This window comes from Ramlibacter algicola, assembly GCF_016641735.1.
Taxonomy (GTDB): domain Bacteria; phylum Pseudomonadota; class Gammaproteobacteria; order Burkholderiales; family Burkholderiaceae_C; genus Ramlibacter; species Ramlibacter algicola.
Genome location: NZ_JAEDAO010000001.1, coordinates 1,178,754 through 1,203,938 on the forward strand (window position 1 = coordinate 1,178,754; position 25,185 = coordinate 1,203,938).

General features: G+C 64.6%; 19 protein-coding genes and 1 tRNA gene. 17 read left to right on the forward strand and 3 right to left on the reverse strand.

Going from position 1 to position 25,185, the window contains the following annotated elements; genetic code table 11:
- Positions 1 to 2: 2 nt before the first annotated feature.
- Both I8E28_RS05785 and I8E28_RS05790 read right to left on the reverse strand, forming a co-directional pair.
- Complete coding sequence (locus tag I8E28_RS05785; RefSeq protein ID WP_200787046.1) at positions 3 to 821, reverse strand: 2-keto-4-pentenoate hydratase; 819 nt, start codon at positions 819 to 821, stop codon at positions 3 to 5.
- Between the two features lies 1 nt (position 822).
- Positions 823 to 1,995, reverse strand: coding sequence for an L-lactate dehydrogenase (locus I8E28_RS05790; protein ID WP_200787047.1), 1,173 nt, complete (start codon positions 1,993 to 1,995; stop codon positions 823 to 825).
- A gap of 168 nt (positions 1,996 to 2,163) precedes the next feature.
- Between I8E28_RS05790 and serS the strand changes: the two genes are divergently transcribed.
- The 10 genes from serS to I8E28_RS05840 all read left to right on the forward strand — a co-directional run bounded on the left by serS (position 2,164) and on the right by I8E28_RS05840 (position 10,809).
- On the forward strand, positions 2,164 to 3,474 hold the full coding sequence (gene serS / locus I8E28_RS05795) for a serine--tRNA ligase (protein WP_200787048.1): 1,311 nt from the start codon (positions 2,164 to 2,166) through the stop codon (positions 3,472 to 3,474).
- Between the two features lie 53 nt (positions 3,475 to 3,527).
- Positions 3,528 to 3,618, forward strand: a tRNA-Ser gene (locus I8E28_RS05800).
- A 150-nt stretch (positions 3,619 to 3,768) separates the two neighbouring features.
- Complete coding sequence (locus I8E28_RS05805; protein WP_239027188.1) at positions 3,769 to 4,956, forward strand: tyrosine-type recombinase/integrase; 1,188 nt, start codon at positions 3,769 to 3,771, stop codon at positions 4,954 to 4,956.
- Between the two features lie 289 nt (positions 4,957 to 5,245).
- Positions 5,246 to 5,515 carry a helix-turn-helix transcriptional regulator gene (locus tag I8E28_RS05810; protein WP_200787049.1) on the forward strand — a complete coding sequence of 90 codons (270 nt, stop codon included), beginning with the start codon at positions 5,246 to 5,248 and terminating at the stop codon, positions 5,513 to 5,515.
- Positions 5,516 to 5,517: 2 nt separating this feature from the next.
- Positions 5,518 to 6,246: a ParB N-terminal domain-containing protein gene (locus I8E28_RS05815; protein ID WP_200787050.1), complete on the forward strand. Its 729-nt coding sequence runs from the start codon at positions 5,518 to 5,520 to the stop codon at positions 6,244 to 6,246.
- Positions 6,233 to 7,705 carry a DEAD/DEAH box helicase gene (locus tag I8E28_RS05820; RefSeq protein WP_200787051.1) on the forward strand — a complete coding sequence of 491 codons (1,473 nt, stop codon included), beginning with the start codon at positions 6,233 to 6,235 and terminating at the stop codon, positions 7,703 to 7,705. The genes I8E28_RS05815 and I8E28_RS05820 overlap by 14 nt, the downstream gene beginning before the upstream one ends.
- On the forward strand, positions 7,702 to 8,538 hold the full coding sequence (locus I8E28_RS20910) for a toprim domain-containing protein (protein WP_200787052.1): 837 nt from the start codon (positions 7,702 to 7,704) through the stop codon (positions 8,536 to 8,538). Before I8E28_RS05820 ends, I8E28_RS20910 begins: the two co-directional genes overlap by 4 nt.
- Positions 8,531 to 8,893, forward strand: coding sequence for a YdaU family protein (locus tag I8E28_RS05830; RefSeq protein ID WP_200787053.1), 363 nt, complete (start codon positions 8,531 to 8,533; stop codon positions 8,891 to 8,893). The genes I8E28_RS20910 and I8E28_RS05830 overlap by 8 nt, the downstream gene beginning before the upstream one ends.
- Positions 8,894 to 9,169: 276 nt before the next feature.
- Complete coding sequence (locus I8E28_RS05835; protein ID WP_200787054.1) at positions 9,170 to 9,568, forward strand: hypothetical protein; 399 nt, start codon at positions 9,170 to 9,172, stop codon at positions 9,566 to 9,568.
- Between the two features lie 509 nt (positions 9,569 to 10,077).
- Positions 10,078 to 10,809 (forward strand): hypothetical protein, encoded by a 732-nt coding sequence (locus I8E28_RS05840; protein WP_200787055.1) that lies wholly within the window; start codon positions 10,078 to 10,080, stop codon positions 10,807 to 10,809.
- A 42-nt stretch (positions 10,810 to 10,851) separates the two neighbouring features.
- Here the strand turns inward: I8E28_RS05840 and I8E28_RS05845 are convergent, their stop codons facing one another.
- The gene (locus I8E28_RS05845; RefSeq protein WP_200787056.1) at positions 10,852 to 11,094 is read right to left on the reverse strand and encodes a hypothetical protein; all 243 of its coding nucleotides are present in this window, start codon (positions 11,092 to 11,094) and stop codon (positions 10,852 to 10,854) included.
- A gap of 397 nt (positions 11,095 to 11,491) precedes the next feature.
- On the opposite strand from I8E28_RS05845, the gene I8E28_RS05850 reads away from it, so the two are divergent.
- The 7 genes from I8E28_RS05850 (at position 11,492) to I8E28_RS05880 (ending at position 25,180) form a co-directional block, all read left to right on the forward strand.
- Complete coding sequence (locus I8E28_RS05850) at positions 11,492 to 12,775, forward strand: hypothetical protein (RefSeq protein WP_200787057.1); 1,284 nt, start codon at positions 11,492 to 11,494, stop codon at positions 12,773 to 12,775.
- A 108-nt stretch (positions 12,776 to 12,883) separates the two neighbouring features.
- Positions 12,884 to 13,642, forward strand: a complete 759-nt coding sequence (locus I8E28_RS05855) for a hypothetical protein (protein ID WP_200787058.1) — start codon at positions 12,884 to 12,886, stop codon at positions 13,640 to 13,642.
- Between the two features lie 178 nt (positions 13,643 to 13,820).
- A complete protein-coding gene (locus I8E28_RS05860) occupies positions 13,821 to 14,768 on the forward strand; it encodes a GIY-YIG nuclease family protein (RefSeq protein ID WP_200787059.1) in 948 nt (315 codons plus the stop codon).
- Between the two features lie 311 nt (positions 14,769 to 15,079).
- On the forward strand, positions 15,080 to 15,952 hold the full coding sequence (locus I8E28_RS05865; protein WP_200787060.1) for a hypothetical protein: 873 nt from the start codon (positions 15,080 to 15,082) through the stop codon (positions 15,950 to 15,952).
- A 386-nt stretch (positions 15,953 to 16,338) separates the two neighbouring features.
- Positions 16,339 to 18,231, forward strand: a complete 1,893-nt coding sequence (locus I8E28_RS05870; RefSeq protein WP_200787061.1) for a hypothetical protein — start codon at positions 16,339 to 16,341, stop codon at positions 18,229 to 18,231.
- The gene (locus I8E28_RS05875; RefSeq protein ID WP_200787062.1) at positions 18,228 to 19,754 is read left to right on the forward strand and encodes a methylation-associated defense system protein MAD7 family protein; all 1,527 of its coding nucleotides are present in this window, start codon (positions 18,228 to 18,230) and stop codon (positions 19,752 to 19,754) included. The genes I8E28_RS05870 and I8E28_RS05875 overlap by 4 nt, the downstream gene beginning before the upstream one ends.
- Positions 19,754 to 25,180, forward strand: a complete 5,427-nt coding sequence (locus tag I8E28_RS05880; protein WP_200787063.1) for an FtsK/SpoIIIE domain-containing protein — start codon at positions 19,754 to 19,756, stop codon at positions 25,178 to 25,180. The genes I8E28_RS05875 and I8E28_RS05880 overlap by 1 nt, the downstream gene beginning before the upstream one ends.
- Positions 25,181 to 25,185: the final 5 nt, after the last annotated feature.

The following is a 25,185-nucleotide window of genomic DNA, read 5'->3' on the forward strand; positions in this document are numbered from 1 at the left end:
CTTCAGTCCCTGAAGCGCAGCGTGAGCGGCTTCAGCGCGGGATGCCGCGGCTGCATCGTCCACGCTTCGCCGGCGCGCACCGGGTAAGCCGCGGTCAGCGTTCCCGTCGTCACGATCTCGCCTGCCCGCAAGGGTGGCAACGCGGGTTGCTTCGCCAGCAGGTCCACCAAGTGGGCCAGCGCTGCGAGCGGGCTGCCCAGCGCATTGGCGCCGCGGCCGACCTCGACCAGCTGTCCGTCGCGGTGCAGTTCGACTTCGACCGCCGCGAGAGCGAGTTCCGCATCGGTGCCGATGCTCGCCAGCGGCACCGTCTCGCCCACGATGAGGGCGCCGTGCAGGCCGCCGTCGGCGATGGTGTCCGCCGCCTGGAACTTCCAGTGCGGGAAATGCGACTGCACGACTTCGAACGCTGGCGCGACCCAGTCGATGCAGCCGGCGAGATCGCGGATCGCCAGGCCCGCGCGCGGCGCACTGCGCAGGCACAGCGCGATCTCCGGCTCCAGCCGCGGCTCGGCGAAGTGCGACACCGTGACGTCGAGGTCGGCCATGCCGGGACCGCGCAGCGTGTGCGCGTACACGTGGCCCCAGATCGGGTGGTGCACGCCGTACTCGGGCCAGATCGCGCGGTTGGTGAAACCGATCTTGCGCCCCCGCGGCTGCGCGCCGGCGGCCAGGCGTTCATGGTGCACGCGGTCGGCGACCGTGTAGGCGTGCTCCAGCGAGAAGCCCGGATGCGTGCTGGTCAGCGGCGCGACCTGGCGGACGTCGTCCTGCGCCTGGCGCATCTCGTTCGCGATGGCGTCGAGCGCGCGCGCGACCATCTCAGTACCCCCGCGGCGTGCCGGTCGGGTAGCTGCCTGGCAGCAGGATGGACGTGTCCACGCTGGCGACGTCGGTGCGGCCGCAGAAGGCCATCGACAGTTCGAGTTCGCGGTGGATGATCTCCAGCGTGCGCGTCACGCCCGCTTCGCCCATCGCGCCCAGGCCGTACAGCATCGCGCGGCCGATGTAGGTGCCCTTGGCACCCAGCGCCACCGCCTTGAGCACGTGCTGGCCCGAGCGGATGCCGCCGTCCATGTGCACCTCGATGCGGTTGCCCACTTCCTGCACGATCTCCGGCAGCGCGGAGATGGAAGAGGGCGCGCCATCGAGCTGGCGCCCGCCGTGGTTGGACACGACCAGCGCGTCGGCGCCGGAGTCGACGGCGAGCCGCGCGTCCTCGACGTCCTGGATGCCCTTGAGGATCAGCTTGCCGCCCCAGCGCTGCTTGACCCACTCGACGTCGGCCCACGACAGCGTGGGGTCGAATTGCTTGGAGGTCCATTCCGCCAGCGAGCCCAGGTTCTCGACGCCCTTCACGTGGCCGAAGATGTTGCCGAAGTTGTGGCGGCGCGTGCCCAGCATGCCCAGGCACCAGCGCGGCTTGGTCATGAGGTTGAGGATGTTGGGGATCGTCGGCTTCGGCGGCACCGACAGGCCGTTCTTGATGTCCTTGTGGCGCTGGCCGAGGATCTGCAGGTCCAGCGTCAGCACCAGCGCGGAGCAGTTGGCCGCCTTGGCACGGTCGATCAGGCGCGCGATGAAGTCGCGGTCGCGCATCACGTACAGCTGGAACCAGAACGGATGGTTGTCGGTGCCCGCCGCGACGTCCTCGATGGAGCACACGCTCATCGTCGACAGCGTGAACGGGATGCCGAACTTCCTCGCGGCGCGCGCGGCGAGGATCTCGCCGTCGGCGTGCTGCATGCCGGTCAGCCCGGTTGGCGCGATCGCCACCGGCATCGCGACCGGCTGGCCGACCATCGTCGACTGGGTGCTGCGCGGTTCCATGTTCACGGCCACGCGCTGGCGAAAGAGGATGCGGTTGAAGTCCTGCTCGTTCGCCCGGTAGGTGCTCTCGGTCCACGAACCCGAGTCGGCGTAGTCGTAGAACATGCGCGGCACGCGGCGCTTGGCGAGGACGCGCAGGTCTTCGATGTTGGTGGTCACGGGCACGGTGCTGGGTTCTCCTCGTCGCCGCCGATGCTAAGGCGCGCAGCGCGCCGGCCGATTGAGCTTTCTTCGCGGGCGGTCGAATTTTGCTCATCTTGCCACGGCGCCCGGCGCGAACGGGCCGGGCCACGCTGCACCAGCGCCGCATCGGCCGCCGAATAAAATCACCCGATGCTCGACATCAGCCTGCTACGCAAGGACCTCGACGAGGTCGTCGCCCGCCTGGAGACGCGCAAGTCGCCGCAGCCCTTCCTCGACGTGGCGAAGTTCAAGTCGCTCGAAGCGGAGCGCAAGACCATCCAGGTGCGCACCGAAGAGCTGCAGGCGCGGCGCAATGCGCTGTCCAAGCAGATCGGGCAGCTCAAGTCCAAGGGCGAGAGCACCGACGCGGTGATGGCCGAAGTGGCCTCCATCAAGGAGGAGCTCGAGCGCTCGGCGCAGCGCCTCGAAGCGTTGCAGCCCGAGATGCAGGACATGCTCCTGGGCCTTCCCAACCTGCCGCACGAAAGCGCGCCGGTCGGCTCCGACGAGTCGGGCAACGTGGAGCAGCGCCGCTGGGGCGAGCCGCGCAAGTTCGACTTCCCGGTGAAGGACCACGTCGACATCGGCACCCCGCTCGGGCTGGACTTCGACACCGGCGTGAAATTGAGCGGCGCGCGCTTCACCGCGATGCGCGGCCAGATCGCCCGGCTGCACCGTGCGCTCGCGCAGTTCATGCTCGACACGCACACGCAGGAGCACGGCTACACCGAGTGCTACACGCCCTACATCGTCAACGCGGCGACGCTGCGCGGCACCGGGCAGCTGCCCAAGTTCGAGGCCGACCTGTTCGCCGTCAGCAAGGGCGGCCAGGAGGGCCTGGGCGACGAGGACAAGCAGGCGCTGTACCTGATCCCCACCAGCGAGGTGACGCTCACCAACTTCGTGCGCGACGAGGTGCTGGCCGAATCGCAATTGCCGCTGCGGCTGACCGCCCACACGCCGTGCTTCCGCTCCGAGGCGGGCAGCGCCGGCCGCGACACGCGCGGCATGATCCGCCAGCACCAGTTCGACAAGGTCGAGATGGTCCAGGTGGCGCACCCCGAGCGCAGCTACGAGGCGCTGGACCAGATGGTCGGGCACGCCGAGAAGATCCTGCAGAAGCTCGGGCTGCCCTACCGCGTGATGCTGCTGTGCACCGGCGACATGGGCGCCGGCGCCGCCAAGACCTACGACCTGGAGGTCTGGCTGCCCGCGCAGGACACCTACCGCGAGATCAGCTCCTGCTCCAACTGCGAGGCCTACCAGGCCCGACGGCTGCAGGCGCGCTTCAAGACCGCGCAGGGCAAGAACGAGCTCGTCCACACGCTCAACGGGTCCGGCCTCGCGGTCGGCCGCACGCTGGTGGCCGTGCTCGAGAACTACCAGAACGCCGACGGCTCGGTTACCGTGCCCGAGGCGCTGCGCCCCTACCTGGGCGGGACCGCGGTCCTGCGCCCCTGAGCCGTCCCGGCTGCGCTAGAATGAGCGGCTTCGCACCACGCGAACCGAATTCAGGAGCGGTGGCAGAGTGGTCGAATGCGCCGGACTCGAAATCCGGTATACGGTTCTCCCGTATCGAGGGTTCGAATCCCTCCTGCTCCGCCAGACGCCCCACGCAAGAAGCCCCCTCGAGGGGCTTTTTCATTGGGAAACAGGAGGTTTGTCACTTCAGGTCATCTCAGGACATCGCTCATAATTGCACGATCTTGGTTGGGTACGAAGTTGGGTGCCGCCATGCCGCGAAAAGCTGTTGAGATGTCACCGCTAGCCGTGCGTCGGCTGACGAAGCCAGGTCACTACGTGGTCGGCGGAGTCGCCGGCCTCGCGCTCCAAGTGTCGGACACCGGAGCGCGGTCCTGGGTGCTCCGAGCGCGCATCGGCAGCCGACGGCGCGACATGGGCTTGGGCGGCTACCCCGACGTCGACCTGGCCCTCGCCCGTCAAAAGGCGCGCGAGGCGCGCGACCTCATCGACAAGGGGGTTGATCCTATCCTCGTGCGCCGGGAGGCGAAGAGCGCGCTACTCGCGAAACAAGCGTCTCACAAGACCTTCGAGCAGTGCGCAACCGAGTTCATCGACGCGAAGTCCGCCGAGTGGCGCAACACCAAGCATGCGGCGCAGTGGACCAGCACCCTCAAGACCTACGCGTACCCGCACATCGGCAAGCTGCTGGTCTCTGACGTCGGTGTGACGCAGGTGCTAGCCGTGCTCAAGCCGATCTGGACGGTGAAGACCGAGACGGCAACTCGTGTGCGCGGACGCATCGAGCAGATCTTGGACTGGGCGACCGTGCAGCACTACAGGCAAGGCCCGAACCCGGCGCGTTGGCGCGGGCACATGGACAAGCTGCTGCCGACGCCGGGCAAAGTTGCTCAGGTGAAGCACCACAAGGCGCTGGCGTTGGACGAGGTACCTGCCTTCTATTCAGCGCTGAAGCTTCAATCGGGCATTGGCGCACGCGCCCTGGAACTCGCCGTCTTGACCGCCGCTCGGTCGGGCGAGGTCCGCGGCGCGACATGGCCTGAGATCGATCTGGGCCAAAAACTCTGGACCGTGCCCGCCGGGCGGATGAAGGCGGGCAAGGAACACCGCGTGCCACTGTCGGATGCCGCGGTTGCCCTGCTGACCGCCCTGCCCCGGGTGGAGGGCACTGCCCTGGTCTTCCCGTCTCCGAAAAAGAAGCTCCTGAGTGACATGACGCTGGTGGCCGTGATACGGCGCATGAAGGTCGACGGAGTGCCGCACGGCTTTCGCTCGAGCTTCAAGGACTGGGCTACGGAGCGCACGCAGTACTCGCGCGAGGCAGTGGAGATGTCGCTGGCACACACGATTGGCGACAAGGTGGAAGCTGCGTACCGACGCGGTGACTTGCTGGAGCAAAGGCGCAAGCTCTTGGCCGACTGGGCAGCCTTCCTGGGCAACGGCGGCGCGCTTTCGAGCTGAACGCGACCGCGTGATGTTCTTCGTGTACGACATGCAGTTGCAGCGGATCTCGGGCGTCGTAAATTGCGATCAACCGGCTAGAACTGCGCGATAAATCAAGCACTTAGGCGGCTGTCTCGCACGCGCTCTCGCCGCCGTCGGTGCATTCGGCCGCCCAAGCGCTCAGTAGCCGTAAGCCTCTGATTTTTCAGGATATTTCTCTCGTTTAGCTGCTGCACGCCCCTGCCGCGCGCTCCGCCGCGCACCCCGGGCCTTCCTAGCATCTCGCTTCGCCTCATTGCGAGATGCCATGGAACACAAGCCCATTGACTTCGACAAACTCTCGGACGACGCGTTCGTTCGCGAAGCTGACCTCGTTCGCAGTCGCCGTCGCACTGCCGCCGCACCCGTTTTGCCATTCAGCAGCCCGACGCTCTGGCGCCTGGTCGCGCGTCGTGCATTCCCGCAGCCCCACAGGCTCGCGGGGCGGATCACGGCCTGGAATGTCGGTGAGGTGCGCGCCTGGCTGCGTGACACCCGTTCGAGTGATCCCCGGCGGTGCAAGGCGAAGGGGCGGTAGCCATGGACCAGGAGCTCAAGAGGCATCCGCTCAGTGAAGCGTTCCCCGACATGTCGCCGGAGCAGTTCGAGCATTTCAAGAGCGACATCGAGAAGAACGGCCAGCGGTGGCCAGTCATCCTGCTCGACGGAATGGTCCTCGACGGCTGGCACCGTGCTAGGGCCTGCGCCGCGCTCGGACGCAAGCTCGAGGTTGAGCAGTACATGGGGATCGACCCCGGGTCGTACGTGCTCTCGAACAACTTGCACCGGCGCAAGCAGTTGTCTCCGTCTCAGCGTGCCTACGCCGTTGTGGCCTGCAAGGCGTGGCACCGTAAGGGGCAATGTAAATCGGAAGCGACTTCCGATCTGACCACGAGCGCCGAGATGGCCAAGGAGGCTGCCACCAGCGTTCGCACGATTACCGACGTGAAGAAGGTGATCAGCACGCCACTCGCCGAAAAGGTCCGAACGGGGGAAATGTCCGCCAGCAAGGCGGCCAGTGAACTGCGTTTGCGGCGGACACGCGAGTGCACTGACGCGACCGGAGGAGTGGCGCCTGCCCTGACCAAACGGGTGTCTTCGCGCTCAACGGCCAAGGAGATCGCCGCGCTGCGGCAACGCAATAGGGAACTGACGGATCTCCTCGAGGCCGTCACCGTCGAGCGTGATCGGATGGCCAGTGAACTGGCGACGCTGCGGGGTGCGCCCGAGCGTCGGATCGGCGCGGAGGATGCCGATGAAAATGCGTGACTACCAGCAAGCCACGCTCGAAGAACTGCGCGGCGGTGTGCGCAGCGGCCACAAGGCCCAGATCCTTTACTTGCCGACCGCCGGCGGCAAGACGGAGGTGGCCATCGAACTGATGGTCGCTGCCACGCGGCGCGGTCGGCGGGCCGCCATGGTCCTCGACCGGATCATCTTGTGTGACCAGACGAGCCAGCGGCTTGCGAAGTACCAGGTCGACCACGGCGTTCTACAGGCGGGTCACTGGCGTTATCGGCCCCACGAGCAGATCCAGATCTGCAGCGCCCAGACGCTGGAGAAGCGCGGGAGCTTGCCGAGTGTCGACTTGCTGATCGTCGACGAGTGCCATGCCCAGCGCCGGATGATGCGCGAGTTCATCGGAGCGAACCCCGACGTTTGCACGATCGGGCTAACGGCCACGCCGTTCACGCGAGGCTTGTCGCAGACCTATTCCCACGTGGTGTGCGGCGCCACGACCCAGGAGTTGGTCGCGCGCGGCTACCTCGCATCCATTCGCGTGTTTGTCGCCAAGGAAATCGAAATGAGCGGCGCGCAGACCAGTCGCGGCGAGTGGACTCCCGCTGCTGCTGCCGCGCGCGGCATGCGGATCACCGGTGACATCGTGCAAGAGTGGATCAAGAAGACGCATGAGGTCTTCGGCGGGCCGCGCAAGACGATCGTCTTCTGCGCCAACGTGACCCATGGGAGGGACCTCGCCCGACAGTTCTCCGAGGCTGGCTACAACTTCGTCGCGATCAGCTACCGGGACACGACGGAGTTCAACCACGCGGCAATCGAGGAGTTCCGGAAGCCTGATTCGCGCGTCCATGGCTTGATCGCCTGCGACATCCTGACCAAGGGGTTCGATGTCCCGGACGTGATGATCGGCATCTCGGCGCGCCCGTTCAAGAAATCCCTGTCGGCTCACGTCCAGCAACTCGGGCGTGTCATGCGCGCCTGCGGCGGCAAGCCATTCGCGCTGTGGCTGGACCACTCCGGCAACTTCGTGCGCTTCCGAACTGCCTGGGAGGAAATCTATGCCAACGGCGTGGACCGTCTCCGAGAAGACGTGGAGCGGCCACTGCGCGAACCGACGGCCGCCGAGAAGCAGGAGTCGTTCTGCTCGTCATGCGGGCATCTCTGGCCGTTATTCGGGGACACGTGCCCCAACTGCGGCCACGTGCGCGAGCGGCGCTGCGATGTGATCACCACGCCGGGCGAGATGCATGAACTGCGGTCGGCCGTACCTCGCGAGGCGCGCCAGGCTTGGTGGAGCGGGCTGCTGACGATCGCCGAGGAGCGAAGGCGCGAGGATCCGCGGCGCTGGGCGCTCGCGAAGTACCACGAGAAGTTCAACGAGTGGCCGACCGGCCTGGAGGACGTGCAGCGGCCTCCCACGCCGGAGTGTCGCCGCTGGGTGACATCGCGCGACATCGCGTGGGCGAAGCGACGGAGGATCGCGTGACGACCTTTGTTGAGTTCGCCCGCAGCTTCGGGATCATCATCGACGCCGACCCACCCCTGGGCGAATGGCGCCGGCTGCCGACCGTCGATCATCCGAGGCTGAAGAACGGTGCCGTCCGTTTGATGGGCGACTACGGTTTTGCCCAGAACCACGCCACCATGTCGCGTCCCGCGTTGTGGCGGGGTGAAGTAAGCCAGCGGCCGGGCGCGGTCCCCTTCGACCGGCGGGCCATTGAGGACAGGCTCGCCGAGGACAGGGCCGCGGCTGCTGAACTCGCGGCCAAGATCGTGAGCCGGTGCTCACGCGCCACGCACCCATACCTGGCACGCAAAGGCTTTCCGGACACTCTCGTGAACGTCTGGGTCACGAACGGCGTCTGCCTGCTGGTGGTGCCCATGTACGCCGACCGGGGACTTGTCGGCTGCCAGCTCATCAGCGAGAACGGCGACAAGCGCTTCTTGCGCGGCCAGCAGGTGGCTGGGGCCACATTCACGTTCGACAGCGGCGGTCCGCCGGTGCTGTGCGAAGGCTACGCAACAGGTCTGTCGTGCCAGGCGGCACTGAGGGCGCTGCGTGAACGCTATCGCGTGGTTGTCTGCTTCAGCGCGGGCAACCTCAAACGTGTCGCATCACATATGCAACCAGGCCTCGTCGTCGCGGACAACGATGAGTCGGGGGTGGGGCAGCGTGCCGCGATTGAGACCGGATGGCCCTACTTCGTGCCACCCACGCCAGGTCAGGACTTCAACGACTTCCATCAGGCGGTGTCGCTATTCGAGTGCTCGCAGGCGCTCCGCGAAACGATTCAACAGCTCAGGGGGCGCCATGGCTAAGCACGACACGTGGATGCCCTTCTACCCGGCGGACTACCTGCGGGACACCATGGACCTCACGACGGAGGAGCACGGAGCGTACCTGCTGTTGATCCTTGCGGCATGGCAAGAGGGTGGCGCGCTCGACGATGACCCGGAGGCATTGCGACGAATTACGCGATTGTCGAAGGCGCAATGGGATCGAGCACGGCCTCGACTGCAGCGTTTCTTCGAAGTTGGCGGCGGCAAGTGGCTGCAAAAACGGGTCCGGCGGGAGTGGGAGAAGGCGCGCGCGAACACCGAGCGCAAGTCGCGCGCCGGTACGGTCGGTGCGAAGGCGAAGTGGCGCCACGTCCAAGGGGACGACGGAAAGTGACCCGCTTCCGCAGCTACCGAACAACTAACGCATTCGATGGCAGCCGCATTGCGACCGCATGCCAGACGCACTGCGATCAGAGCGCGACCGCATGGGTGAGGCAATTCGGCTGCATTGCGACCGCAGCGCGGCACACAAGTCCCTGGCTTGCGATCGCATTCGCCGCCGATTGCGGTTGCAAGAAGTCGCAGTCGCCTCTCGCATCCCGCGGAGCATGCACCTTCATCTTCACCTTCACCTTCACCAGATTCGCTAACGCTCATCTGAATACCGGCCATGAAGAATGAAATCAACACTACTGCGATCAAGTCGCGCAACCGCGCACGCATGCCAACCGTCGCCAAGCTGGTCGATGAATATCGTGAGGTGTTCCCGGGCCTGAAGGTGACGTACGCTTCTGAAGGCGGCGTCACGCTGGGCGCCGTCCGAGAAGCGAAAACGTTTTCCGGATCCCCTCCGGCTACTGCAAGCCTGCTGGAGGATGGCGATGATCAGGGTGCTGGTTCCGATCAAGACGATCAGCGAACCGAATGCGCGCTGCCACTGGGCAGCGCGAGCGCGGCGCGCCAAGGTCCACAGGGAGAGCACGTACTGGGCGCTCATTTCATGTGGCGCCGGGGTGCTGCCGTGCTCGGTAACGATGACGCGTCTAGGCGCGATGGACCTGGATGGTGACAACCTGCAAGGAAGTCTGAAGGCCACACGCGATGGCGTTGCTGACTGGCTGAAGGTCGCCGACTCCGACCCGCGCGTCACGTGGATCTACGCGCAGCGGCGCCCCGCGCGCCGCGGCACCTACGCGGTCGAAATCGAGGTGCGGCCGTGCGTGCAAGGAGCCGGAGGATAAAGCGTAGTGAATACTCTTTTCGACGATGACACCGGTGAGGCCCCGCCGGTTGAAGGCTGCCACTACGGTTTCAAGGTCGTTGGCATTCCACCCGAAGCCCGAGAGCAAGCCACGCGCCGACATCTGGCGGCTCGGGCAGACGGCACTTCTGCGGCTGCGTGGGATGAAACGGCATGGCGGGCTTCCGCGCCCATCCGGCCGGTTTGCGCCAGGCGCTACGCCTTGCGCGCAGCCGCGGAGGCTTGCCGGGTGCTCGCGCAGCGCGCCGGCTGGGAAGCAGTGGAAGTTCGTGAGGACGTGAGGCGAGCCCGCAGCGCGCGGGGGAAGGTGCGTTCCGATGGCTAACCAGCGTGTTGAACTGCGCGTGTTGCAGAGCATCGAAGCGGACTACCGTGCCGGTGTGCTGTCGGTTCGATGCATCGCTAGCAAGCACCGGGTCAGCGAGGCTGCCGTACGCAAATGGGCGAAGAATGCGGTGGACGCGGAGGGGCGTGCCGCTCCCTGGACGCGAGACCTGAAAGCGCGAGTCATGGAGCGCGCCAGGGAGATTCTGGCCGCCGATCCAGGAAAGAGCGAAGCCCACGTGCTCGCTGGTGTGCGCACCGCTCACGCGCGCGCGAGGACAGTTACGCAAACGCGAACCACGAGGCAAGAAGACGAGATCACCGGTCTTGCCAGTAGAGCAGTGGTTGAGGTCGTGCGCGAGCAGCGCGTGCGACTGCATCGTGCCCGGACTCTGATCGAGCAGTTCGGCGATCTCATTGGCATTGCCGCCGAAAACCGAGACCTGCTCCAGCAGATGGTCATCGAGGAAACTGAACGAGACCCGACGCCGCGGCGCAGGCGGTCAATGCTCCACGCGATTAGCTTGGCCGCGCATGCCGGAGCGCTGCGCGACCTCGCAACAGCGATGCAACAAGTGATCGCCTTGGAGCGGCAGGCCTACGGATTGAAACCGGCCGACAACCCGATTCCAGCGCCAACCCCGCAACCGATGACTCAGGAGGATATTGATCGCAAATTCGAGGAATTGCGCCGACGGTTTGAGGAGCGCCTGAGACCCTCTTAGGGCCCCGGCGCACGAGCGCACGAGCGGCGGGCCGCGGAGTCATCATTCACCAGGCTCTCGGTCATGCCGCGCTGCCGCCGAGCGGCCTTCGGATATGACGTAGTCGTCAAACTTTTCAGGGTCGACAAACCACCGGCCGGTGATCATCAGCAGTGCGCCAGCCTGGATGAGGGCTGGCTTGTGTTGGCGCAGGAACCATGCCAAAGACGTCTTCGAGGGAAAGACGTGCTCACGCTCTGCTCCATACGCTTGGAGGGTCTTGAGTCGCAGAAGCTGGTCGCTCACCCAGCGATTCTCCCCGGCAAACAGTGTGCTGAGCTCGGCCCGGGAATCCCGAGGTGAGGGCGCATGCGCGCGGAGCATGGAACTCACGGCGGACATTCCCTCCGCTATACGATTGCGCTGCGCTTTAACAGGCGTAAGTCGAAAGCCGGTCACCCATTCACTTACCCAACGAACCGAATCTTCAAGGCCGAAACGTGCCAATGGACGGAGCGCAGAACTGTTCTGACCGATCGATGCTGTGGGTAAACACACTCGCAAGCAGCTCGTCCATACGACCTCCTCGTCGCTGCTTAGACGAGAGTAACCGCGAATGTTCGAGTCAAGTCTGACTGCTGGACCTACGGAGCGGAACACTGCCGGTTGCGCACGGCTGGGCTTCGCGTAATCATGCGAAGCCATGAAGAGATGCGAGCTCTACGAGAAAGTCTGGGCGACGCCGATCACCAAAATCTCCAAGGAGCTTGGCATATCGGATGTCGCTCTCGCGAAGGCATGCCGGAGACACGCGATTCCAACACCTCCGCGAGGCTATTGGGCGAGGCTTCAGGCCGGGCACAAGCTCGAAAGGCCCAGGTTGCCTAGTCCTGAAAAGGACACCGAAGTAGCGCTCGCGATCACATCGGCAGAGGAGCGTGCACGAGCAGAGAAAGATCGTGACACGCAGAAGCGGTGGCTAGAAGAGCATGCGCAGCCAACCAAAACGCCGGTGCGCGTCTCGATGCCCGACACGCTCGAAGGCGCCCACCCGTTGATTCGGTTCACCAGCCGCTATTGCGAGCGCATTCCAAGTTTGGAGCGGAAGTGGGAACGCCGCCGCCCAGGAGAATGGGGCCTAGCGAAAGAGGAGGATCGCCCGCCTCACGCAGATCACGGGCGCTACCGGCTTTTCCACAAGGGCTGCGTGAACGTCACTTGCTCACTGGACTGCATTGACTGGGTACTGCGCTTCCATGCGGGCCTGTTTGAAGCCTTAGAGGCGGCAGGATTCAAGATCTCTCGAAGAGAGGCGATGGGGACCGGCCGCTACCGAGAAGAAAAGCCGGCCGGGATCGTCGCGACCTTGAAGGACGAGGTTTTCCAGATCGAACTCACCGAGGGGTACCGGCGCGTCCCTTTAAGTCCAGAGCAGATCGCTAAGCTGACAAAAGAGCGAGGGTATGCGCCTTACCAGACGTACGAGACTGTACCGAGCGGCAAGTACACCCTGAAATGGACCGGCACAGAACACCGTGCACGTGCGGAGTGGCAGGGGAGCGTCGAGAAGCTGGAGGCGAGGCTCGGTGAGATCGCGGAAAGGATGATCGAGTTGGCGAGCCTACAGCCTCTATTTCGCACGGAGCGGAAAGCGGCTGAAGAAACGGTGAAGCGAGAAGCAGAGCGACGTGAGGCCGCGAGGAGGGTGGCGGAGTCCCGTGCGGAGCAGTTAAAGCACGCCTTCTCGATGGCTGAAACCCACGAGCGGATGCAGCGCTTGGAGAGGTTTCTGAGTCACCTGGATCGGTATGCGAGTGAGCTAAACGAGCCTTACGGAGATCGCTTGAAGGTCTGGTTGTCCGTGGTAAGGGAGGAGCTGGCCGAGGGCTCTCCATTGGACGAGCAGCTTACGGAGGTGCTCACCGTGCCCAGCTGGCAAAGCTGGCCACCGCCATGGTGGCCGGCCACGGACAAACCTACGGATTGAGGTTCCGCGCGTTGCTGGTCCCATGGCTCAGCTGCTCTCGTAAACTGGGCATCTATTTGCGTATCGGATCTCCGTTCACGTGCCCGACTCTTGTGTCCTGGGAAGCTAATGATCATCGTTCACAAACGTACGAATGCTTTCTTCTCGCAGAAGGGGAAGGTTGCTGTCTCTGACAAGCTAAAGGACGCAGACGTTCTCTGGCGTTATGTTGACACTGCGCGCTTCCTTGATTTTTTGGAGACGAAAGCACTTTTCTTCTGTCGAGGCGACCAGTTCGAAGACAAGTTTGAGGGTGCGTTTACGCACTCCCTGCGTGATGCGATCGAAAGCGCGTACCTTTCGAACAAGATCGACTACACCTACGAATCCTTCAAGAAGGAGCTCCGTCGCCGCGTCTTCGTCAACTGCTGGCACAACGGTCGTGACGACAGCATGGCTATGTGGAAGATCTATGGCCAATCGCCCTGCGCTGTCGCGCTGACTACAACCGTAGGCAGGCTGAAGGAAGCTCTTGAAAGCCAGCTGTTGCCGTACCACTTGCGCATAGAGAGAGTGGAATATGTGAAGCATTGGCGAGACCCAAAATTGAACATCAAGCCGTACTCGCGTGTTTTCTCGTACAAGACGACGGCATATGCTTTTGAAAAAGAGGTGCGCGTGATACTGGATCGGTCGCTCGACGACGCCCAAGATGCAGTGTTAGAGACTGGCATTCCTGTTCCCATCTCTGTTCCGAAGCTATTGCGAAGTGTTGTCATTTCACCTGAGGCACCGAAATGGTTCAGTAACTTAGTCACTCTCGTCGCTGCTCGTTATGGACTTCAAGCGGACGTGCGGCACTCAAAGCTTTCTCTCGAACCGGTCTAGGCTACCTTCGACGCGCGGGGTTTTGCCCCGCCCAGCCGCCCCTCTCCACCGCCGGATTGCGAGCCAGCGGCGTCGAGAGTCGCTTAGAAAGCGGCGTTGCTCTATGGATCCGAGTTCGAACAATACCTTTGACTCAGGCTGAGCCGCGTACAAAAATCGCCTTGGAGGGAGGACACGAATGAACGGGCAGATATTCTTTTCCGAGCTCGCACGAATCACGAAGAGCACGAGCAACCAGCAGCTCGCGGCTATTGTCGGCAAGCTGCCGGTGCAAGTGAGCCAGATGAAGGCCGGCGATATCAGCGAGCTGACGATGGCCCGCATCGTTGCTTCGCGAGCGGCGCTTGCCGTGAAGCCCGTCGACCTGCTGAAAGAGCTCAAGCGACTGCTTGCCGTGACAACGGATCGCGCGCTGTCCACCTCATTGGGTTTGACACAGCAGACGTTCGTGAACTGGAAGGCGCGGCGGCACGCCATGACGCCGCGCCAGGTCGCCGAGATCGTGAAAAAGGCAAGGGCGCAGGCAACTGCTGAAGCCCATTCCAGCGCCTTCCGGCCGATCATTGAGTTCTTCCCGATTGAGCGCAAACTGCGCAAGAAGTCGTACGCCGTGTTCAATTCGGAGCCGGGCGCGGGAAAAATGCGCCTCGGGCTTTCCGCCGAATTGCAGTCGGTCAATGGCCTGTACGTCTTCTACGACTCGCGCGGCAAGGCGCTCTACGTGGGCCAAGCCCAAAGGCAGTCGATCTGGAAGGAGATGCACAGCGCGTTCAACCGGCCGCGTGCCGCCCAGAAGATTTCGGCCGTCCGCCACCCGACGAACAACGTCGAATACAAGCCAGCATCGGAGAAGCTGCGTCAACCGGTGGACACGCCGCGCAAGCTGCACGAGCTCGCGGCCTACTTCAGTGCGTACGAAGTGGCCGAGCCCTTGCTCGATGATTTTGAGGCACTGCTGATTCGGGCCTTCCCGAACGACCTGCTCAATTTCAAGATGGAGAAGATTGGTAGGAGCCTTGCAATGAACGCCGAAAGGAAGGCCGATGCCGGTAAGTCCGTGCGCAAAAAGACGCCCGCAAAGAAGACGGCACCCCGCAAAGCCGCGCCAGCGCGCAAGGCAGCGTAGTGCGCAGCCCCCGGGGCACGCACGCGATCCGCAGCACGATATCCCGCCGCTCAGGCGCCTGAAAGTCGCGGACCGGCGTGCCACGGCGGAGCGCATCCGGAAAACGGTGACTCGCCCGAATTACGCCCGACTCGGTTAAGAGTGGATGTTGTCCGAAGCCCGGACATGTTTTGGGCGAGCGCGCAAAGAGCGAAGATCTGCTGCCAGGCACTTACGCGCTTTGATGCTAGTACCTTCTTAGCCGCGATGCCGACGCCCGGCGGATTCATTCGCCGCTAGGTGCGGGAACAGCTGACCGTATGATTCGCAAGATGACGAACAGCGACATCCCCGCTTCAATCGGAAGTGTGTTCCGTGAAGAGCTCGGCGCCCTTCCGTGGGCTGCTTCGTTTGATTTCGATCGATTGATTGTTGGTCAGGCGATCACCGAAATTCCTGACGGGAAGGAGATCCTAGGTGATCAGATTTGGGACATCTGCTTCCCGCGCCAACCTGCTGGCATATACGGCCACCACACTGACTTGGCTGCATTCCAGAAGATCATTGATAGCCGTGAAATATGGCTCCATGCGGTCGCTAAGCAGGTTCGTTGGGGCGAGCTCGAGCTTTTCGCGCGCCAGTTCGAGCTGGACGGATACTTGGCTACAAATGAGCGAGGAGAGCGGGTCTTAGACGCACTTGCGCGGGACATGTTCTCGTTGTCCCTCAGTGAAGGAGTTCCGTCGCCGGAACTGTGGGGGCGGCGATTTGGTCCGGTCCGCATGAACCTTCACGTGGAGCCAATTTTCGACCGCAGCGAATTGCGCCGCGTAGCCTACGCTGGCGAAGACGTCCAGAACGATCATCCATTCGCGAAGCTTCGCGAAGTAGGTCTGCGACGTTTCGCAAAGAACTTAATCCCGCCTAGGATAAATCGCGCGGGCGCGTTCTTCTTGCCATTGAGATACAGCAAGCAGCAGGAAGTCCGCCTACTTGTTAAGCGGCTGCCGGGCTCCTCGGCTGTGGACACTAAGATGGTGAGAGGCGAAGAAGTGCTTCCTATTAGCCTTGAGCAAGATCACGAACGAGTACGTATCCAACTGTTGTACGTTCAAGTCGCCAGTCAGCAGTTTGTCGCTCCCGTGCAGCAGGCACTCGCCGCCGTCCCGCATTGGGAGGTCGGCGTGCAGGTGGTGCAGAAGTAGAGAGAGCACTGTGCCAACGGAGATACGACTGCCCTCGACTAGCCCACGGACTGTAAATCCGCTGGCCCTTCACGGCGGAAGGATCTCCGGGCCGTGCATGTGGATCGAATCGCGGTGCGTTACGGCCCAACTTTCCTCCTAGCTGGCGTAAGTCAGACTTGTCAGAGTCACACACGAGTAACGACGATTGGCCCGTCGACGTCGGGGTGCCGATCCCGCTAGATGTGTTGGGACGAACATCTCCTGGCGATCTCCCGAACTCCCGATCGCGAACCGGCGCTTTGACTGAATAACCCCATCGGCAATAATGCCTGAGCTACGACGCGCAGACGTCGGGTCAAAGAGGGAGGGCTTGTCTTGCCCTCCGGTTGTTCACGGAGAACTGCATGACCAGCGCCTCGCCGGCTTCGCCGGATACGCCCGCTCAAGCCGCCGCGCCGGCCAGCAGCTGGGTTCGTTTCCTGCGCTCATACGGACCGACACCCTCGAACACCACGCTGTTCGACGAATACACGGTGGACGCCCTGCGAAAGGCGAAAGTCGCCCCAATCAAGCTTCCTAGTCCCGAGCTCGTGCGGATTCTCGCGTGGGCGGACTCGGGTTTACCCGGATCGGCGCTCATCGCGGGCACCGCGGGCGACGGCAAGACCTATCACTGCCGGAGCCTTTGGATCCATTTGGGCGGCTCCGATGCCGACTGGGCCGAAAAGCGCGGCCCCGTCAAGGAGCTTGCCCTAGGCGGCGGCCGGGTCGCCGTCTTCGTCAAAGACCTGACCGAGCTGAATGAGCAGGAGAGCGATGCTGTGCTCGGGCTTCTCGAGCAATCGGTCCTCGGAGCCGAAGATCGCCGGTTCGTCGTTCTCGTCGCCAATCACGGGCAGGTGCTCGAACGTCTACGGGACTGCGGCCGGCGTCAAGGCCGAGCGCACCCATTGCGGGTTCCTATCCAGGATGCGTTTCTGCAACGGAGCGCTGCGCCGGAGCGGCTCGCGCTGTTCGATCTGAGTCGCCAGAGCCGCGGCCAGGCGGCCGAAGAGGTGCTGACGGCCGTCTCGTCGCATCCCGAATGGGAGAAGTGCTCGCAGTGCGAGTGGCATGGCGAGGGGCGCGTCTGCCCAATCTTTGAAAACCGAAACCGGATGCTCGGGGCCGGCGACGGTGGGCGCGTTCGCTTGCGGCTCGCGAATCTGGTGGAGGTCTCCCGCCTCAATGGCGTTCGCTTACCCGTGCGCGATCTACTCGCGCTGGCCTCGAACATGGTTCTTGGCCACCCAGACGCGAAGGAAGGCCTCATGACCTGTGCTGAGGTGCCCAAGATTCAGCAGCGGTCAGCTACCGAGCGCGCGAGCATCTATGACAACGTCTTCGGCGCGAACCTGGGGCGCAGGGCGTCGAGCAAGCCGGTGTTTCGCGCGCTCGCCGCTTTTGGGGTCGGCGCGGAGACCACCAACGGCGTAGACGGGCTTCTGATCTACGGGGCGGACGACCCTAACCTTCAGGAGCCGTTCGCGCGCCTCGTGGGGGCCGATCAAGTCTACGGTGCGACGCCGAGCTTCCTCTCGGAGCTCCAACGCTACCTCGAAGGCGAGGAGGGCGCGCGGGTCGACGGGGGAGCGGGAGCCTTCCTCCGGCGCATCCACTCCCAACGCAGACGGCTGTATTTCACGCTGCCTGGCGACGACCCGCACTACCGGTATTGGTCACTCACCGCTTTCCGCTTCGCCGGGGATTACCTCGACACGATGGCGGCGCTGTCCGCTGGCCGCGCGATCTCCGAGTCGACGCGTTCCCGGCTCGTTCGCGGCCTCAACCGCGTGATGACGGGCCTCTTGATCGAGAACACCGACAAGCTTTTCGTGGCGAGCTCCGGCGGCTTCACGCAGTCGCGCATCAGCGTGCTGTGCGACACCGAGGCGGCGGCGAGGCGCTCGGGAGGCGTTGGCATGAAGGTGATGCTCGATGCGGTCTCAGGTCGCGCGCTCATCGATGTCGCTCTCCTCGCGGGCGACGAGCACTCGGCGAGCTTTGCGCTCACACCGATCCGGTTCGAGTTTCTCTCGCGCGTCGCAGACGGCGCGCTGCCGGGAAGCTTCTCCAACGAGTGCCTCGAGGACATGCTCGCCTTCAAAGCCAAGCTGCTGCGCAAAGCGGAACTCGCTAAGAAGCTCAACTCCGACGACGACGAGGGGCAAGGCGACGCGTTGACGCTGCGTTTCATCGAGGTCGAATCAAGCGGGCATGGCTACTCCAAGCCCGTTACCGTGAGGACGGGTCAATGAGGCCGAAGATCAAAGACGTCGACTTCACGGTGGACGAGCACATCTGGGGCCATCGCCTCTACGACGAGCAGCTGCCCCATCTGACAGTGCTCGAATTCCTCACCGTGTTGGGTTCGAACACTATGAGCCCGCTGTGCATCGAAAGAGATGCCCCGCCGCGCTATCAGCCCCAGCGGCAGATCAGGCTTCGTGCGCTCCTCTTCAACAACCCATTTGTGGAGTCCATCCGGGAGCGCGAGATCGCTGACGCCGAGAAGTGGGTCCTGTGGTCGGAGCGGTTCGCCAAAGACGCCGAAGGGCTCGGCGGCTTCGACTTGGGCTATCTGCGCCAGAGCTTTGGCGAATTTGAGCACTTCGCTCGGGCCATTGAGCTGCTGCGCTCGTCCTCGTTCGAAGCCCGCAGCAACAAGCGATGGAGCTCGAAGTTCGTCTTCCCGTTCGGTCCCGACGCGCTCTACGAGGACTTGCGCATCGACGCCAAAGGCGCGGCGTCCAATGACCGGCGCTTCTTCGCCCGCACGGGCGAGATTCTGTATCTGATGCTTTCGCGCTCGAAGCGCGGGCCGGAGCTGGGTAAGAAGCTGGTCGAGCGGCTGTTCGATGCGTCGCTTCCCATGAACAAGCTCGTGCGGGCGTTGCAGGGAGCGCCGGAGCGAGCCAACGAGCCCAGGCCTGTCGGATACCTGCCCCACGCTTCGCTCGAGCGATTCGATCGGCTCTGTGACGACTGGCTCGCGATCCTCGCCCGCGACATGCCGGTCTACGACGCGCTCGAGCACCTGATCGCCATCACCGGGCTCAACCTGCTGCTGTATTTCTTGGAGCGCGGCAAGGCGGCGTCCGGCGACGCCCAGCCTGTGGAGATCGTCTGCGAGATTGTCTCGCGCGAGCGCACGAAGGTGCGCGCGCTCTCGGCGGAGTCCTATGTCGCTAACCAGGGCTATTCGCCGGCCGCCGTGCGCGTCGCGGTGGAGTCGGCGCGCCTGGCGCCGGAATGGGCGGCGGCGCTCGCGTCCAGCGATCCGAAGGGCGAGTGCGCGGCGGTCCTTCGCTCGCTGTTCCAGTGGCCGCCCGAGGACGGCGGCGACGACCCCGACGCGCTGAACAAAGACGGCGACCAGCTTCTAGCGCAGTTGGTCGAGAAGGCGCTCTCCCGCCACGAGCAGCACTTCGAGAAGATCCATGCGGCGTGGTCGCGCGCGATCGGCCTGAGCTCGCGGCGCCTGTCTCGGCGCACGCGCTACGCGCCAAACGACCGCTTGCTCAAATCCATCGTGCTGGCCATCGTGGAGGACCGGATGCAGTTCGACGAGTTCCTGGCCGAGGCGAAGGTGCGCTACGGGCTGGTGATTGGGGACGTGGAGGGAGCGCGCCTGGTGAGCGAGAAGCTCGTCGACCAGGAGGCGCTGAGCGACAACCGTGCGAATCTGGAGGCGCGCCTGGCAGGGCTCGGCCTCGTTCGCAGGCTCTCGGACTCCTGCTCGTTCGTTGAGAACCCCTTCGCGACCGGAGGTGAGCACTGATGTTGGCGAACAAGATCATCGGCAGGGTCGCGGCGACTATCCTCGCCGAGCGCTTGGCCGACGCCAGGCAGGATGACGGGACGGGCTCCGAATCCGCGGCGATGTTCCGCCTCGACAAACTCTCGCCCGAGCAGATCGCGGCCGTCGTCTGGGAGGTGCTAGGCAACCCCGCGCTGGAAGCCGCCGTCGACGTCAAGATTCCCGAGTCGCTCGTCGTCGGGCAAGGCCTGCCGGCGCGCGTGCTCACCGATCGGAACGCGGGCTTCATTCGCAACGCTGGGACGACGAAGTCGGGACTGCTCACGGCCAACGGCACCGAGCAGAACCAGGCCGACACGTTGCAGCACGTCACCGCTCTGGGCGCGAAGGAGCTTCGCGCGCACGAGAAGGCTTGGGTGGAGGCCACGTGCCACGTGGCCACGATGGCGCCCACGCCCGAGGACCGGCAAGTTTTCGAGTCGGCGCTTCGCGGGCTCGTCTCCGTTGTCGACCTCTCGCTGATCCAGCTCGGCGAGTTCTGCGCCAAGATCGCCGAGGCGTCGAGCCCGGCTTACGGCCGACCGATCCGCGACGCGATCGGCTGGGCGCTCCCGCGAGTCGCGCTGCCACGCGACACGTCCTTCTTCTCTAACCCGAAGACCTACGGGGTCGCTGTGACGCCGTGGAAGAAGGCGTTCGAGAAGCTGTTCGTGAACAGGGCGCCTCTGCTGCGCCGGATGCGGCACACCGGGCAGCCGGTCGACCCCGATGAGATGCGCGAGCGCTTTGCTGAAAACGAGGCGCGCATCCAGCCGGCGGCGCTACCAGTGGTCGCCGCGTTCATCAACGCGCCGAGCTCGGACGAACAAAGTGCGGCCGACCTCGCGGAGCTCGAATGGGAAGCCGACGGCGTCCACCACATCTTCGAGAAGCCACGCGAGAAGCAGCTCGGGCTCGCCGAGGCCACCCTCTACTTCTTCGCCCACGACTGCTCCGAGCCCAACGCGCTCGAAGAGAAATGGCGCAAGCACCTCGAGGATTTGAAGGCCCGGGAGCGCAGGTCCGACTGGAACGAGGACGACGAGGAGTTCTACGACCTCCACCGCAGGCACATGGAGCGGGACGACCCGAAGCTCAACGCCCGGTGGGAGAAGGTGATCTTCGGCAAGCCAATCGAGTGCTCGGACTTCTTGCAAGGTGTGGTCGAGGCGGCCCACACGCTCGTCGCGGGGGCGTCCGCCTCCGACAACGAGCGCTTCCTGCGATTCACGGTTAGCAAGGGCCGCAAGGAGTGGCGCGAGCGATTCAACCACGACGTAGGCGCGTATTTCGGCGCGATGTATCGAGGCCTGAAGGAGCTGCTCGGCGCCAAGGCCGACTGGAAGGTGGAGCGCATGGGCACTGCCGACTTGCCCGATCCGCTCTTCCGCTATCCCGACTTCTTCGCCGCCGAGCAGCGCGTGCGCAAGGACAAGCCGAAGCAGGTCACGTCGCTGGCCCGCAACTCCGTCCAGATCAAATTCGAGGTCTCGCTGATCGAGGGCTCCGGCGAGGCCGAGCAGGTCGTCGAGAAGACGCAGCTCGTCTGGTCCTACAAGCCCGACGCTATCGGCTTGTCGCTCGTCGAGGACATGGAGCGGTTGTTGGAGAAAGGCGGTGTGGCGTGCACCGAAGTGCCCCGCCGCATGGTGAGCAAGAAGGGCGGCGTGCAGAGCGTTTCGCTCTCCGACACCAACACGCTCGAGGCGACCTTCCAGCGCGACGCGGGGTCCCTCGTGCCGGCTCCCGCCAAGATGCGCAGCCTTCGCGCCGAGATCAAGCGCCGGATCGACGAGCTGCACGAGCAGGGAAAGATCACCACCGAGCAGCGCGATTTGATTCGCGCCGTGTGGAAGACGTTCGAGGAGGATTACAACAAGGCGTTAGAGGACTTCGTCTCCACGGGCCTTCACGGCGAAGCCGTCATGCGCCAGGCGGAGTCCTTCGCTGTGCTCCTTAAAGTGCTCGCCATCCAGGCGCGAGGCGACGTCTGCAGATCGAAGCTTGTTGCCGAGGTGCTCTCCGTCGGAACCGTAAAGGTCGTCGGCGAGCAGCCGTGCCTGATCGTCCCGCCCTGGCACCCGGAGCGCATGAAGGCGCTGGCGGTGAAGTCCCGGCGCGCGGCGGGGCTGGTCACCCACATGCTCGGCGGGCGCGACGTCCTCTTCGGGGACCGGCACATCTTCTTCCGCGAATTTTTCGAGGAGCTGGCGCACCCGTTCTATCCAGAAGTCGCGTGCATCTCGCGCAACGGCGAGCCCAGGCTCGTCGCGGAGAGCAGCACGGTGAACGGCTACAGCCTCTTGGAGCTCCCCGTCCGCGGCGACGACGACACGTTGACCGACGTTGATCCCAGCGGCGCGGCCAGGCAGGTCCGCGAGCTGCTGTCTCGTTACGTCGGGCTCCAACCGCACGAGGCTGACAACCTGAACGTGGTCCTCTACAACGCCGACGCGGCGGAGCTGCCGCTGGCCGTGGTCCGCGAACTCTCGAGCGAGCAGGCGCAGGAGGACTTCCAATGCGGCGTTTCGGTTCGGCACCGCGACCCCGCGAAGCTTAGGCGCGTCTACGCGGAGCTCGTGAGCAAGGCTGGCGACGATCCAGACCTCCCCGTGGTCAGCGAGACTTCCGACACGTTCATGTCGAAGCTGCGGATTTCTGTGGTTCCCGCCTCCGCGACGCCCCCGCGCGAGGCCGGCTCTTTCCGGCCCTACGACATCGCCTTCCTGCACGACGTCGTCTCGCGCACTGCGGGCATCGACTGGATCAAGATCGGCTGGGTCAACGAGAGGCCGAGCCTCGAGCACGCGCCCTCCCGTTGGTCATACCGAAGCGTTTCGGGCGAGAACGAGCTCAAATCGACGACTTTCCTGGCGTGCCCCATGCAGACCGCCTCCGGATGGGCTTACATGTCGAGCGTCGCGTCAGTGGTGCGGCAGAAGGACGCCGTCGAGGGGGAATACCTGCTCCCGGCCAGGCGCATCTCGCTCCAGAACGAGGCATTGAAGACGACGCTCGACGATGCGCACAACCTCGCGGAGTGGGTCGCGACCTACGACGAGCTCCTCGACAAGCGCCAGTTGCAGGCCAATGGCGTCACGGTGGTCCGCTACCGGCGCGGGAGCACCAACGGCCGCAACATGATCGTCAGCTCGACGTCCGAGCTGCGCCTGCTGGGGGTCTTGGCCCGCAGGCGTCTCTCTGAGCTCGCCTTCCCCGGCCCGGACGATGCCCTCGACGAGCTCGCCGAGCGCATCAAGAAGGACGCGCTCTCCATCTCAGGCGACATCGTGCTCAGAGCCGCCAAGCGCGGCGTGTCCACCGGCGAGATGCTCGGGCTGGTGCTTAGCCGACACTTGCTCGAGAGCGAACTGCGCAACCTGGCCGGAGGCGGCTCGCGTCCCGCATTCACCGTCTTCTTCCTTCTGGACGACTACGCCACGTGGCTCGCGCAGCGCGAGAGCCGGATCGCCGACTTGCTGGGCCTCTGCGTCGAGGAGCGCGACGGCGTCCCGCATCTGCACATCGCGATCGTGGAATCCAAGTATGTCGGCGCGGACGGGGCGGCGGAGGCGCGCCGGTCCTCGAAGGCACAGCTCATGGCCACGCTCTCCACGTTCCGCTCCGCATTGTTCGGCGACCCGAGCCGTCTCGACCGCGACGTCTGGCTCGCGCGGCTGGCCGATCTTCTCGTCGATGCGGACGTGCCCGCGGGCTGTTCGGATTTGCTGGAGCGCGCGCGATCGAGCCTGCGCGAGGGCGAGGCGCGCATTTCGCTTCGCGGCTACTCGCACATCTTCGTGCACACCCCCGACCCGACGAACAACTTCAAGTCCGAGCAAATCCTGCTCGAACAAGCCGACGGCGTGCAGGCTTGGCAAGAAGTCTTCGAGCGCCCCGAACTTCGCGGTCTCGTCGAAGGCTACGCGCTGAAAGCCGCGCCCGAGGCGGTTAGAGCCCTTCTGGGCCCGATGATGCCTTGGCTCGATTGCGACGCGAAGCCGCCCGCGGCGCGCGTGTCGTGGACCGCGATGATCGAGCGGCTCACGCCTCCAAACGGGTTGCCGCCATCGGAGGACAGACCGGCGAACGGCGGATCGCCGCCTGCTCCGAAGCCGGATGGCGGGGCCGCCCCGCCCCTGCAAGCGATTGCCCCGGCGCCGGCGCCGCAAGAGCCGTCTTCGACTCCGGCTGTCGCGACGCCTGCCGACGCGCAGCATGGGTGGGCGGGCGAGGAGCTCGGAGCGCTGGTCGCCGACAAGTCTGCGGCCATCCAAGGGCGCGCCGACGAGCGCGGTGAATGGGCCGAGGAGATCACTCGCAAGCTCAAGACGGCGCTGAACAGCTACGGGCTGCAAGCGGCGATTTTGGGAACGCGCCTAACGCCCAACGGCTGCCTCGTGCGCCTGGCGGGATCCGACCGACTGCGGGTCGAGGACATTGAAGCCAAGCGCACGCAGCTGCTCACCACCCACGCCATCAAGCTTGTGACGGTGCAGCCCAAGCCCGGAGAGATCGTCTTGACTGTCGCGGGCGAAAAGCGGCAGTCGGTTTCCCTCTGGGAGCTCTGGGCCAGGCGCTCGATCAACCGGAACGCGGCGGGCATCAATACGTCGTTTGTGCTGGGCCTGCAGGAGATCAACGGCTCGATCCTCTACCTGAATCTGGGCGGCGAGTTCGGGGGCCTCTCGTCTCACGAGCCCCACTCGCTCGTCGCCGGTGCGACGGGCAGCGGCAAGTCCGTGTTGATCCAGGCGCTAATGCTCGACATCGCGGCGACGAACACTCCGCAGCTCGCCAAGATCGCGCTCATCGATCCCAAGATGGGAGTCGACTACGCGGCGCTCGAAGCGCTCCCGCACATGCGCGAGCCGATCGTGACGACGCGCGAGCGCGCGACGCAGCTTCTGGAGGAGCTCGTCGAGGAGATGGAGAGCCGGTATCGGCGCTTCGCCGCGGCGCGCGCGCGTGACCTCTCGACCTACAACTCCAAGTCGCAGCCGGAGGAACGGTTGCCGATGCTCTTTGCCGTGCACGACGAGTTCGCGGACTGGATGCTTGAGGACGGCTACAAGCAGGCGGTCGGCGCGGCCGTTCAGAGGCTCGGGGTTAAGGCGCGCGCGGCAGGCATCCATCTGATCTTCGCCGCGCAACGTCCCGACAAGGACGTCATGCCGATGCAGCTGCGCGAGAACATGGGGAACCGCCTCATTCTGAAAGTGGCCAGCGAGGCGACTTCCAAGATCGCGCTCGACAGGCCTGGAGCGGAGCTCCTGCTCGGACGCGGGCACCTCGCCGCGAAGCTCAATGGGGAGCAAGGGCTCGTCTACGCGCAAGCGCCGTTCCTGAGCGACGACGACATCGCAGCCGCTGTCGCGGCGATCGCTGCGGACTCTGGCGTTGAATGAGGTAC